This window comes from Aeromonas sp. R3-1, assembly GCF_040908345.1.
Lineage (GTDB): Bacteria > Pseudomonadota > Gammaproteobacteria > Enterobacterales > Aeromonadaceae > Aeromonas > Aeromonas veronii.
Genome location: NZ_JBFODN010000274.1, coordinates 1 through 12,381, shown reverse-complemented (window position 1 = coordinate 12,381; position 12,381 = coordinate 1). Strand labels below are relative to the sequence as shown.

At 59.0% G+C, this 12,381-nt stretch carries 12 protein-coding genes; 5 read left to right on the top strand and 7 right to left on the bottom strand.

Annotated elements, in window-relative coordinates; all coding sequences use genetic code 11:
* Positions 1-26: 26 nt before the first annotated feature.
* Positions 27-1,250: an ATP-dependent RNA helicase SrmB gene (gene srmB, locus AB5Y85_RS19705; protein WP_005343175.1), complete on the bottom strand. Its 1,224-nt coding sequence runs from the start codon at positions 1,248-1,250 to the stop codon at positions 27-29.
* A 119-nt stretch (positions 1,251-1,369) separates the two neighbouring features.
* Here srmB and AB5Y85_RS19700 point away from each other — a divergent pair, with 119 nt between their 5' ends.
* From AB5Y85_RS19700 to brnQ (AB5Y85_RS19690), 3 genes are all read left to right on the top strand, one after another.
* The gene (locus AB5Y85_RS19700) at positions 1,370-2,080 is read left to right on the top strand and encodes a tRNA1(Val) (adenine(37)-N6)-methyltransferase (RefSeq protein ID WP_257686907.1); all 711 of its coding nucleotides are present in this window, start codon (positions 1,370-1,372) and stop codon (positions 2,078-2,080) included.
* A 191-nt stretch (positions 2,081-2,271) separates the two neighbouring features.
* Positions 2,272-3,576 carry a branched-chain amino acid transport system II carrier protein gene (brnQ, locus tag AB5Y85_RS19695; protein ID WP_041236099.1) on the top strand — a complete coding sequence of 435 codons (1,305 nt, stop codon included), beginning with the start codon at positions 2,272-2,274 and terminating at the stop codon, positions 3,574-3,576.
* A 453-nt stretch (positions 3,577-4,029) separates the two neighbouring features.
* The gene (gene brnQ, locus AB5Y85_RS19690) at positions 4,030-5,307 is read left to right on the top strand and encodes a branched-chain amino acid transport system II carrier protein (RefSeq protein ID WP_257686917.1); all 1,278 of its coding nucleotides are present in this window, start codon (positions 4,030-4,032) and stop codon (positions 5,305-5,307) included.
* 73 nt (positions 5,308-5,380) lie between these two features.
* Here brnQ (AB5Y85_RS19690) and AB5Y85_RS19685 read toward each other — a convergent pair whose 3' ends face one another.
* Genes AB5Y85_RS19685 through zur form a run of 3 tightly spaced genes read right to left on the bottom strand, consistent with a single transcriptional unit; the run spans position 5,381 to position 6,525 of the window.
* Entirely contained in the window at positions 5,381-5,611 is a 231-nt protein-coding gene (locus tag AB5Y85_RS19685; protein WP_040066994.1) for a hypothetical protein, read from the bottom strand.
* A 4-nt stretch (positions 5,612-5,615) separates the two neighbouring features.
* Complete coding sequence (locus AB5Y85_RS19680) at positions 5,616-6,077, bottom strand: chemotaxis protein CheX (RefSeq protein ID WP_005335807.1); 462 nt, start codon at positions 6,075-6,077, stop codon at positions 5,616-5,618.
* Positions 6,067-6,525 (bottom strand): zinc uptake transcriptional repressor Zur, encoded by a 459-nt coding sequence (gene zur / locus AB5Y85_RS19675; RefSeq protein ID WP_005335805.1) that lies wholly within the window; start codon positions 6,523-6,525, stop codon positions 6,067-6,069. The genes AB5Y85_RS19680 and zur overlap by 11 nt, the downstream gene beginning before the upstream one ends.
* 137 nt (positions 6,526-6,662) lie before the next feature.
* On the opposite strand from zur, the gene dusA reads away from it, so the two are divergent.
* Complete coding sequence (gene dusA / locus AB5Y85_RS19670) at positions 6,663-7,649, top strand: tRNA dihydrouridine(20/20a) synthase DusA (protein WP_257686908.1); 987 nt, start codon at positions 6,663-6,665, stop codon at positions 7,647-7,649.
* 63 nt (positions 7,650-7,712) lie between these two features.
* Here dusA and AB5Y85_RS19665 read toward each other — a convergent pair whose 3' ends face one another.
* The 3 genes from AB5Y85_RS19665 to AB5Y85_RS19655 form a co-directional block, all read right to left on the bottom strand.
* Positions 7,713-9,272, bottom strand: a complete 1,560-nt coding sequence (locus tag AB5Y85_RS19665; protein ID WP_257686909.1) for a PAS domain-containing methyl-accepting chemotaxis protein — start codon at positions 9,270-9,272, stop codon at positions 7,713-7,715.
* A 137-nt stretch (positions 9,273-9,409) separates the two neighbouring features.
* Entirely contained in the window at positions 9,410-9,709 is a 300-nt protein-coding gene (locus AB5Y85_RS19660) for a hypothetical protein (RefSeq protein ID WP_100645090.1), read from the bottom strand.
* A gap of 118 nt (positions 9,710-9,827) precedes the next feature.
* Positions 9,828-11,432, bottom strand: a complete 1,605-nt coding sequence (locus AB5Y85_RS19655; RefSeq protein WP_257686910.1) for an ABC transporter substrate-binding protein — start codon at positions 11,430-11,432, stop codon at positions 9,828-9,830.
* Between the two features lie 184 nt (positions 11,433-11,616).
* Here AB5Y85_RS19655 and AB5Y85_RS19650 point away from each other — a divergent pair, with 184 nt between their 5' ends.
* Positions 11,617-12,324: a ParB-like protein gene (locus tag AB5Y85_RS19650; RefSeq protein ID WP_257686911.1), complete on the top strand. Its 708-nt coding sequence runs from the start codon at positions 11,617-11,619 to the stop codon at positions 12,322-12,324.
* The last annotated feature ends 57 nt before the right edge of the window (positions 12,325-12,381 follow it).

The window sequence follows — 12,381 nt, the reverse complement described above, 5'->3', positions numbered from 1 at the left end:
TGGCCCTTCTCTTTATCGCCAGGCGATCACTTCTTCTTTTTCTTCTTGGCGGACTTCTTCTTGTCGACCGGCTTTTTCTTCTTCACCGGTACCCGCGCTTCCTTGTGTTTCGGGCGCAGCTCGTCGATCACCCGGCGCTTGAGGCGCTCTTCGGTGTAGCGCTCGATCTTGGCGACCATCGCCATGTCGTGGGCTTCCACCAGGCTGATGGCACAGCCACGGTTGCCGGCGCGGCCGGTACGACCGATCCGGTGGACGTAAACATCGGCGCCGTAGGGCATGTCGTAGTTGATGACATGGCTGACGTTCGGCAGGTCGATGCCGCGGGCGGCGACGTCGGTAGCGATCAGGAAGGGTACTTCCCCTTCGTGGAACTTGCGGATCGACTCGATACGCTTGCTCTGCTCCATCTCGCCACGGATCCAGGCGCAGGAGATACCTGCAGCCTGCAGCTGGCCGGAGAGCTCCGCCAGACGCTCGCGAGTCTTGACGAAGATGATCGCCTTCTGGGTTTCCGGATCTTTCAGGATATGGGTCAGCAGCGCCAGCTTGTGGGCGGCGTCATCGGCCAGATGGATCCACTGGGTGATGGGGCGACGTTCGCTGCGGGGCGGCTCGGCGTGCAGCTCCACCGGATCCTTGAGGATCTCGTTGGCGAACTTCTCAAGGCCGGCCCCTTCCAGGGTGGCGGAGAAGAGCATGGTGTGCTTGCGGTAGCGCGCTTCGGCCACGATGCGGTTCACATCCTTGATAAAGCCCATGTCCAGCATGCGGTCCGCTTCATCCAGCACCAGCACTTCGATGTCGTGGCTCTCGAACTCCTCTTTCTCGATGTACTCGAGCAGACGGCCCGGGGTGGCGACCACGATGTCGGTGGTCTTGGTCAGAGCAGGCAGCTGCTCTTCATGGCTGACGCCGCCGATGATGGTTTCGATGCTGAGGTTGGTGTGGGCCGCCAGCGCCTTGGCGTGGGCGGTCACCTGCAGCGCCAGCTCGCGGGTCGGGGTCAGGATCAGCATGCGGCAGGGGCCCGGCTTGCGGCGCGGGAAGTCCAGCAGGTGCTGGAGTGCCGGCAGCAGGAAGGAGGCAGTCTTGCCGGTACCGGTCGGAGCGGATGCCAGAATATCGCGGCCGTCCAGGGCTGGCTCCAGCACCATCTGCTGGATGGTGGTGGGGCGGGTGAATCCCATCTCGGCCAAGGCCCGGTTGAGGGCGGGGTGCAGGTCGAAATCATCAAAGGACTGGCTCATGGCAATACTCGGTCATTAAGGAAACGGCAGATTATAGGCGATTATCTCGTCGGCTCCTATTGGTGAGTGTGTCTTAGCCGCTATAATCGCCCACCATTTTTGCAGATGACGGGGGCCAGATGGGACGTAGTCGCGGATTTACCTTCAAACAGTTCCATATTAATCACGATCGCTGCGCCATGAAGGTAGGCACCGATGGCATTTTGCTCGGTGCCTGGGCGCCGGTCGAACAGGCGCGTCGAGTGCTCGATATCGGCACCGGCAGCGGCCTGATTGCCCTGATGCTGGCCCAGCGCAGCAGGTCTGACTGCCGTCTTGATGCGGTCGAGCTGGATATTAATGCGGCCAGTCAGGCGCGGGAGAATGCGGCTGCTTCTCCCTGGGCCGATCGGGTGACCATCATAGAGAGTGCCATTCAGGATTATCAGGCTGGCCCTTACGATCTTGTCGTCTCCAACCCTCCCTATTTCGTGGCAGGCCAGTCATTTAGCGATCCGGCGCGGGCGTTGGCCCGCCATACCGGCGCCCTCGACAGCCACGCATTACTGGCGGCCTGCGATCGTTTGCTGAGCCCGAACGGGCAGGTGGCGCTGGTGCTGCCGACGGCGATGGCCGATGAAATTTTATGCATTTCGGCGAATTATGGTCTGCATGGCATTTGTTATACAGCTGTTATCACCAGAGAGGGTAAAGAGGCAAATCGTGTTTTATTGCTACTTGGTAGAGGATTAAACAGGTATGAGAGGGGTGAAATTGTGATCCATTCTGCTGACGGGGCCTATTCCGACAGATATATCCAACTGACCACCCCCTTCTATTTGAAGATGTAAATTTCGTCTTGAACTATTTTTTCACGCCATTATGCTGGTTCCAGATCGAGCGCCCGCTCCAGACCAGCTAAAACCACTGGTTGCGATGAAAAAACATGCGGGGCTCTTTTTTTATACCCCCTGAACACACCCGGTCAGCGACCGATAAAAACTATAACAAGCAATAATTTACAAGACAGACGAGGTTGAACTTGACGAAATCACTCACATTGTCCGATGTACTCGGATTAGGGTTTATGACCTTCGCCTTCTACCTGGGCGCCGGTAACATCATTTTCCCGCCGTTGGCCGGTTACATGGCTGGTGAGCACCTCTCCCTGGCGATGTTTGGCTTTCTGGTCACTGCCGTGGGCCTGCCTCTGGTGACCATTCTGGCCGTGGCGAAAGCCGGTAACGGTTGGGCTGGCATGACCAAACTGCTGCCTGCCGGTGTCGCGACTGCGCTGGCCGTTGCCATCTATATCATCATCGGCCCGGCCTTTGCCGCGCCCCGTACCGGTCTGGTTGCCTACGAGATGGGCCTCAAGCCGTTCATCGGTGACATGGGGCAAGCGGGTCTGGCGGCCTATACCGTGATCTTCTTTGGTGTGGCCATTCTGGTCTCCATGAACCAGGGCAAGCTGATGGACGCCATCGGCAAATACCTGACTCCGGTACTGATGCTGCTGCTGCTGACTCTGGCGGTCGGGGTATTCGTAGCGCCGCAAGGCTCCATGCCTGACGCGTCCGGTGACTATCAGAACAGCCCCTTCGTGAAAGGGATCCTGGAAGGCTACAACACCATGGACACCCTGGCGTCCCTGATGTTTGGCGCCCTGATCGTCGATCTGCTGCGCCAGAAAGGCATCAACGATTACAAAAGCCAATTCAAGTATCTGGCCATTGCCGGCCTCATCTCTGCCGTTGGTCTGAGCGTGGTGTACGTATCCCTGTTCCAGCTGGGCAACACTGCGGCCGGTGTGGCGACCGATGTCAGCAACGGTGGCGCTATCGTCAACGCCTACGTACTGAGCCTGTTTGGTCAGCCGGGTCAGTTCATTCTGGCGGCCATCATCACCCTGGCTTGCTTTACCACTGCCGTGGGCCTGATCTCTGCCTGTTCCGATTTCTTCCACAATCTGACCGGCATGGCTTACAAGAAGCTGGTGGTGTTGCTGGGCGTTATCTGTGCCGTGGTGGCCAACGTGGGTCTGAGCCAGTTGATCAGCCTCTCCATTCCGGTGCTGGTTGCCATCTATCCGGTTGCCGTGGCGCTGGTACTGGTCACCTTCCTGAAGGGTTATTTCGGCCGTCCCCGTCTGGTGTTCCGTGGCGTGTTGATGGTTGCCTTCCTGTTCGGTTGCCTGGATGGTCTGGGTGCTGCCGGTATGAAGATGGATGCGTTTGCCTTCCTGCCGCTGTTCGACAAGGGCCTCGCCTGGCTGATGCCGACCCTGCTGGCCTGCGTAGTTGGCGTGATGGTGCGTCCGACCGAGATGGCTGCCGAAGCGGCCTGATCACACCCGATCTGATATTGCCAAGAGCCTGCCCCGTGCAGGCTCTTTTGTTTTCTGTGAGCCTCGCATTTCACCTCGCTTTGCTGCCGTAATTGTCACTGTACGCAGAGCAGATAGCATCTGAGCAGCCGTATCTTGCCGCTATAACCCACCCCCCTCTTCTTGCCTCTCATACCTACGTGTGACACCTCTTTATGGAGCGCCGAGTTGTTCGGCGATTAATTCCACAGCGGTAAATTGTTTCAAGATATTAATTGGTGATTGAGATCGAACTCCTCTTCTTTATGCTAAAGGTGGTGCGCCTCATCCGGTCCGCGGGCTGTGTGGGGGCGAAAGGTATTGTTACCGGTTATCTGCCAGGCAGTGGGTGCAATCAATAACAAGCTGATAAGGCAGATGAGGTTGAGTTTGACGAAATCATTGAAGTTGTCCGACGTATTCGGATTGGGGTTTATGACGTTTGCCTTCTATCTGGGGGCAGGCAATATCATTTTTCCGCCGCTGGCCGGTTTTATGGCCGGTGAGCATCTGCTGGCCGCCATGTGCGGCTTTTTGCTGACGGCGGTGGGTTTGCCGCTGATCACCCTGATTGCGGTGGCCAAGGGGAGTTCGGGGGGCGGCGCGAGTGGCTGGACCGGAATGACCCGCTATCTGCCCGCCGGGGCTGCGACGGCACTGGCCATCGCCATCTATATCATCATGGGGCCTGCTTTTGCCATTCCCCGCACCGGTCTGGTCGCCTACGAGATGGGGCTCAAGCCCTGGCTCGGCGATGCCGGTCACGAGGGGCTGCTGATCTACACCCTGAGTTTCTTTGCGCTGGTGATCCTTGTGGCGCTCGATCGGGGCAAGCTGCTCGATGCGGTCGGCAAGTATCTGACCCCAGCCCTGATGGCGATGCTGCTTATTCTGGCGGTCGGGGTCTTTATGACGCCGCAGGGCACCATGCCTGATGCCAGCGGTGAGTACATAGATGCAGCCCTGACCAAAGGAATGCTGGAGGGGTACAACACCATGGATACCCTGGCCTCCCTGATGTTTGGCGCCCTGATCATAGGTCTGCTGCGTCAGAAGGGGATCGAGGATTATCGCAGTCAGTTCAAATATCTGACCATTGCAGGCTTGATCTCGGCGGTTGGGTTGTCGGCGGTGTATGTCTCGCTCTTTCAGCTGGGCAACAGTGCCGGTGGGGTGGCGAGCGATATCAGCAACGGCGGCGCCATCGTCAATGCCTACGTCCTGAGTCTGTTTGGTCAACCGGGTCAGTTTATTCTGGCTGCCATCATCACCCTGGCTTGTTTTACCAGTGCTGTCGGCCTGCTCTGTGCCGGTGCCGACTACTTCCATGGCCTGACAGGTTGGGCCTATCGCAACTGGGTGATCCTGCTGGGGGCGCTCTGTGCAGTGGTGGCCAATGTGGGGTTGAGCGAATTGATCGGCCTCTCCATCCCGGTGCTGGTGGCCATCTATCCGGTTGCCATCGCGCTGGTGCTGGTGACCTTCCTCAAGGGATGGTTTGCCCAGCCACGGCTGGTGTTTCGCGGTGTGCTGACGGTCGCCTTTCTGTTTGGTTGCCTCGATGGGCTGGGGGCTGCCGGGATGGCGATGGACGGCTTTGCCTTCCTGCCGCTGTTCGACAAGGGGCTTGCCTGGCTGCTGCCGACCCTGCTGGCCTGCATCGTCGGCATCCTGGTGCGACCAAGCGGGCAGTTGGCGGCCGAAGCGGCTTGATTCAGAAACAACGAAATAGCAAAGAGGCCAGCAGCTGCTGGCCTCTTCTGTTTCTGCCGGATCCGTTACCGGATCAGATTTGCGGGCCTGACGGCTTGGGTTTGCCCTCCAGACCATACCAGTGGGTTTCTACCCGTCCGGCATGCCACTCGAAGGTGCCCCAGGGCTGCTTGGCTTCCCAGCGCGGGAAGTTGATGAGCACCCGGTTATCTTCGTACTTGTAGAGGGAGGTGCTGATCTGAATGTCCGACAGGATCAACAGCAGGGCCCAGCAGATGAAAATCCATTTCAATGCTTTCCACATAGGGTTACTCGAAGCAGATTTCGATAGTGGCGCGACCGAAATCCGATTCGAACGGCATCATGATCTTGGTGCCATCGGCACGGTGGGTGATGGTGTGGTTGGGGCCGGAGACGATGATGGGGGTCGCCATGTCAAACTCGTAGCCCTTCTCGCCCAGCATCCGCTTGGCACCGCCGGTCACCATGTTGGTGATTTCACCGACCATGTCGGTCACCTCTTCGTTGATGTTGGCGGGCGCTTCCCCCAGCATGCGGCGCATGATCTCCAGCGCCAGCCCCTTCTCGAAGCTGATGGAGAGGGAACCACGGGTCTGCGGGCCGACCATGCCAATCAGGCCGGAGACGTCGCCGCGCGCCAGCTCATCCATCTTGCGTTTCGGTTTGCCCGGTTTGAGTTCCAGCTGTGCCATGGTCGAGAGCACATTGAGCAGGGATAGCAGGAACGGATTTACAAAATCAGCCTTCATGATGACTTCCTACAGTGGGCGTACAACGGGCACATTGGCCATGTGCCTCTATCGTCTTATTGGTAATAGTAAAACCATGCAGGTGGGCCTGCTCGGAAAACGCGCTATCGATCGCCGTATCGTGAAGCTCGACCACATCCCCGCACTCGTCGCAGATCAGCAACTGCATCGGGTGAGCGTGATCGAAGTGGCAGCAGAAGATAAACGCGTTGAGAGATTCCACCTTGTGAGCAAAGCCCTGTTCGAGCAAAAAATCGAGTGCCCGATAGACGGTTGGCGGCTTGGCATTGGCTTCGGTTTGTTGCAGCTGGGCCAACAAATCATAGGCGCTGATGGCGTTGCCGTGTGCCGCCAGCAGGCGAAATACCTGACGTCGGGTCGGGGTGAAGCGGATCCCTCGCTGTATACAGAGTCGCTCGGCTCGTTGTAAAAGTTGGTCTTGATTCATGATCGCGCAGATACCCTTTCTATTAGCCGGATACTATCACAGGGCCTCGCATGGCGCGGCGACAAAATTCATTTTCTGGGGCTGCTTCACGTTGTGATAAAATCCGCCCCTTTCTTTAGCCAACCCGGATGATTTTTATGCAGGCGCAGCGTTTTTCCATCGCCCCCATGCTGGACTGGACTGATCGGCATTGCCGTTACTTTCATCGACTGATGAGCCGCCAGACCTTGCTCTATACCGAAATGGTGACCACCGGTGCCATCATCCACGGCAAGGGGGATTATCTGGGTTACAGCGAGCAGGAGCACCCCATTTCCCTGCAGCTGGGTGGCAGCAATCCGGCCGATCTGGCGCGCTGTGCCAAGTTGGCCGAGGAGCGCGGCTATGACGAGGTGAACATCAACGTCGGTTGCCCCTCCGATCGGGTGCAGAACGGTCGCTTTGGCGCCTGCCTGATGGGTGAACCGGCGCTGGTGGCTGACTGCGTCAAGGCGATGCGCGATGTGGTCGATATTCCGGTGACGGTGAAGACCCGTATCGGTATCGACGATCAGGACTCCTACGAATTTCTGCAGACCTTTATCGAACAGGTGCGCGATGCCGGTTGCGACACCTTTATCGTCCATGCCCGCAAGGCGTGGCTGAGCGGCCTGAGCCCCAAGGAGAACCGCGAGATCCCGCCCCTCGATTATCCCCGCGTCTATCGGGTCAAGCAGGATTACCCGGAGCTGACCATTGCTCTCAACGGCGGTGTCACCTCCATGGAGCAGACTCTGGAGCACCTGCAACACGTCGATGGCGTCATGATGGGGCGTGAAGCCTATCAGAACCCCTACATTCTGGCGCAGGTGGACAACCTGGTGTTCGGCCAGAACAACGCCGTGCCGAGCCGCCACGAGGTGGTGCGGATGATGCTGCCCTATATCGAGCAGGAGCTGGCCAAGGGCAACTACCTCTCCCACATGACCCGCCACATGCTGGGTCTGTTCCAGAATATGCAGGGGGCCCGCGCCTGGCGCCGTCACCTGAGCGAGAATGCCTGCAAACCGGGAGCGGATATTCAGGTGGTGCTGGATGCCATGGCCAAGGTGCCGGAGTTTGCCGCCAGCGAGCAGGGCGAATAACTCTCCTGTCAGGCAAAGCGAAAAAAGCGCGTCAGTTGACGCGCTTTTTTGATCGCTGTCGCTTCAATATCTGAACTGGTTGATCAGCCGCGAGAGATCTTGCAGCCGCTCAACCAGCAGGGTGATGCCATCTAGCGCCTGCCTGCTGTTGTCGGCGGTGTGGCTGGCCAGCTGGTGGATCTGGTGTACCCCTTCATCGAGGGTCGCCGTGACGTCGGCCTGCTGACTCACCGCCTGGGCGATCTCGTCGCTGGTGCGGGTTACCTGCCCCAGCATCCGGTTGATCTGGGTGAGCACGTCGGCGGTGGTGCCCGCGTGCTGCTGGCAGCGCACCGAGGTCTGCGCCCCTTGTGTCATCCCGTCCGACAGCTGTCGTGTAGTCTGTTGCAGCGCCTGGATCATCTCGTGGATCTCGCTGGTCGAGGCACGGGTCTTCTGGGCCAGCGCCCTCACTTCATCCGCCACCACGGCAAAACCGCGCCCCTGTTCGCCCGCCCGGGCGGCCTCGATGGCCGCATTGAGGGCGAGCAGGTTGGTCTGGTCAGCGATTTGACTGATCACCTCCAGAATACCGCTGATCTTCTGGCTGTCGCTGGTGAGCTGGGCCAACACGGCGTGGTTGGCATCCAGCTCCTGATGGAGTTGGTTGACGGCAGAACGGGTGGTCGCCAATGCTTGCAGCCCCTCGTCGGAAACCTGCTGTACCTCTATAACCAGATTGCTCGCCTCATGGGCACTGTGGGCCACATCCCGAATGGAGTGGCTCAACTCGGTGATGGCGGTCGCCAGCTGCTCGCTGTGGGCGCGCTGCTGCTGCAGGTGGGTATCGATGGTCTGGATATTGCCCAGGTCATCTTCGGCTGCCTGCAGGATCTGCTGGTTGGTGTCGGCGCTGCGCCCGACCACAGCCTTGAGCTCGGCCTGCTTCATCCGCAGGGCCAGTTCGACGGCCGCCAGGGTGTCGCGCCGTCGGGTGTAGAGCACCTGACAGAGGTGGGTTCCCTTGTCTTGATCGGCAAGGGTGAGCAGATGAGCCAGCCGTTGCTGCAATCGCCAGCCGTGGATTGCCTGTGCCAACAGCAACAAGGCGGTGGGCAGCAGCCATAACAGGTTGCCGGTGGCAAAGGTAGCAAGGGTGGTGAGCAAGGCAGAAACAGAGAGCCAGAGGGTCAGCTGACCCGGTTCAAAGTGAAAGCGGCTCAGCCAGGGAAGTGCCTTGCCGCTGCGCAGCAGGCCATAGAGCTGCTCGGCCCAGGCCACATCGCTGGCGGCGGGTTTGGTGCGCACCGACTGGAACTCGACGATCTCCTTCTGCGCATTGAGGATCGGGGTGACGTAAGCGTTTACCCAATAGAACTGACCGCTTTTGGCGCGGTTCTTGACCAGCCCCATCCAGCTTTTGCCCTGTCGCAGCCGCTGCCACATGTCGGCGAAGGCCGCTTTGGGCATGTCGGGGTGTCGCACCAGATTGTGGGGTACTCCTTCCATTTCGGTCGCACCATATCCGGCCACATCACAGAAGTGCTGGTTGGCATAGGTAATATGACTGGCGGGATCCGTGGTCGAGATGAGTGCGATGTTGTCGGGGAAGTGTATCTCCCCCTCCTGATGGAGTCTGGTCATGTGTCGTTCCTGAAAAAGCCAAATAACTGATAACTATGTTTTTTATTGTCGTTCTCAGTTAATCATTCTAAGGCTCTTCAGTGACCCGAACTTGGCTTGGGTCAATTAATCAACACAATGAATTGATGAAGTGAGGGTCAGCTGGCCGGTGTGAAATCGTGAACTTCGCCGCTTCTCGGTTTAAAGCGCGGATCGCTATCTTTGTAGCTGCGCACCAGCTCCATTGTCTTGCAAAAGCTGGCCTGCTTGTCGTACTCCTGACGAGCCAACTCGATGGCCCGCTCGGCCCGGCGTCGTTCCATCTTGTCAGACTTACGATCGCTGAACTGTTGCTGCTGGTGCAGCATCCAGCCGACAAACTCTTGCTGGCATTGGGATTCGCTATTGGCCTGCGCAGGCAGGGTCCACAACAACGAGAGCAGTATCAAATAACGCATGTCTGACTGGGTATTGAAGATTAATTGAACAGAAGGGGCGGCATTTTAGGCTGGAAATCGGGATGTGAACAGTATCAATAGCGAGGCCCTGCGGGGCCTCGCATCATTGTGGCCGGTGTCAGTGTTTGACGAGGTAGAGTTGGCGGCTGTAGGCCACATCTTCCGGGTTGTTGATGGGGTAGCCTTTAAGCCATGGCTTGATGAGGCGGGCATTGGTGTACTGGTAAATGGGGGCGATGGGGGCCTGATCCAGCAGGATCGTCTCCGCCTCGCCAAACAGCTTGCTGCGGCTGGCGGCATCCTGAGTGCTGGCCGCCTCTGCCAACAGTTGGTCATAACGGGCATTGGCAAAGCCTGCCATATTGCCGCTGTGACGGGAGCCCCACAGGCCAAGGAACGCTGAAGGGTCGTTGTAATCTGCGACCCAGGAGGAGCGGATCACCTCGAACTGACCGCTCTGGCGGCTGTCGAGATAGGTTTTCCACTCCTGATTGGTCAGCTCGACCTCGGCGCCCAGCTTCTGCTTCCACATGCTGGCAATCGCCAGGGCCATCTTCTTGTGAATTTCCGCGGTGTTGTAGAGCAGGGTCAGCTTGAGCGGCTTGTCCGGGCCATAGCCGGCCTCCTTGAGCAGGGCCTTGGCCTTGCTGTCCAGCGCCGGTTGGCTGCTGGTGGAGAGCAGGTTGGCGGCCGGGGTGAAGCTGGCGGTCACATCCGGAGTGAAGTGATAAGCCGGTTTCTCGCCGGTGCCGAGCACCTTGTCGGCGATCAGGGCGCGATCGATGGTGTAGGAGAGCGCCTTGCGCACCCGCACATCGTTCAGTGGCGCCTGACGGGTATTGAAGGCGTAGTAGTAGGTGCCGAGCTGATCCGGGGTGTAGACCTCATTCGGGATCTGCTGCTTCAGCTTGTCGTACTGCTCCTTGGGGAAGGATTCGGTGATATGCAGATCGCCAGCCAGGTAGCGGTTGGTGGCCGCGCTCTCCTGATTGATCGGCATAAAGATCACCTTGGTCAATACGGTATGGGCCCGATCCCAGTAATAAGGGTTGGGGGTCAGCTCCAGCTTCTCGTTGACCACCCGGTTGTTCAGCACAAAGGCACCGTTACCCACCAGTTTGCCGGGTTGGGTCCACTGGTTGCCGTACTGCTCGATGCTGGCTTGATGGAGCGGCGACAGGCTGGGGTGGCTCAGCAGGTTCAGGAAGTAGGGCACCGGCTGGGAGAGGGTCACCTGCAGGGTGTGGTCATCGAGGGCCTTGACCCCCAGCTCGCTGGCAGGCAATTTGCCAGCGACTATCTCGTCCACCTTGTCGAAACGGGCCAGTTGGGCAAACCAGGCGAAGGTGGCCGCCTCTTTCGGGTCGACCAGCTTGCGCCAGCCGTAGACGAAGTCGCCGGCCTTGACCGGATCGCCGTTGGACCAGCGCGCATCCGGGCGCAGATGGAAGGTAAAGAACTGGTTGCCCTTGTTCTCCCAGCTGGCCGCCACCCCGGCAACCGGTTTGCCATCCGGCCCCTGGGTCAGCAGCCCCTCGAACAGATCCCGCAGTACCTGCAACTCCGGCAGGCCGACCAGCTTGAGCGGGCTCAGGCTCGCAGGTTCATCCTTGAGGTGGCGAACGACAATCTGCTCGGCGGCGAGTTGTGTTCCGGCGGGAATATCGGCAGCCTGGACAGCAGCACAGCCCAGCAGGGCCAGCAAGGGGCTCCATCCTTTCATGGGTCGGATCCTTCAAATAGTGTGAAGCGGGGAGAAAACTCGGCGAGAAAATATCGCCGACAGATGGGAAATCATGATATCCCGTTTGCTGGTCTGACCGCCAGCATTCGACTCTCACTCCCAATCGGGGTAGAAGATCGTTCCCGGCGTCTGTGCAGTTCAATGTGGTGAGGAGTGTCAAACGATGAAAGCATGGTTATTGCTGGCCTGTGTGTTGAGCCAGGGTGCCTGGGCGTTGGCCCCGTGCCAGAGCGATACGGCGGTGGGCAACTGGTGCGAGATCGGCATCGATGCCTTGCACCCGACTCAGGGGGGCGTCGGCCAGATCCAGGTCGATGAGACCCAGGCCACATTGGCGGGCATGAGCGCAAAGCAGCTCGACAAGTTGATGAAAAAGAAAGAGATCCCCGTGGTTATTGCGCCGGATGGCAGCTACTGGCTGGTGGACAGACACCATCTCACCAAGGCGCTGTGGCAGCAGGGCGTCAAGGATGCGCGGGTCAAGGTGATTGGTCGTCTGCAGGACAAAGCCAACTTCTGGAGCCAGATGCAGAACAACCACTGGGCCTGGCTCAAGGATGAGAAGGGGCAACCACTGACCCCGGAGCAGTTGCCGACCAGTATCGACAAGCTGCCTGATTACCCCTATCGCACCCTCGCCGGACTGCTGCAGAATGCGGGCTACTTTCGCAAGGACAAACAGATCTATTTCGTCGAGTTTGCCTGGGCCAGCTGGCTCGGCAAGCAGATGCAATGGATGCCGGTGGACAGCGCCAATCTGGCGGCCCGCCTGCAACAGGCCAAACGGCTCGCCTGCGGCAGCGATGCCAGTGACTTGCCCGGTTATCCCGGCAAGCAGTGCAGCCTCAACCAGTCCAAAAGCGCGCAATGAGTGGATGTGCGATGACGGCATCCAGAGCATGCCGGAGATAAAAGAGGGCGACCCCGG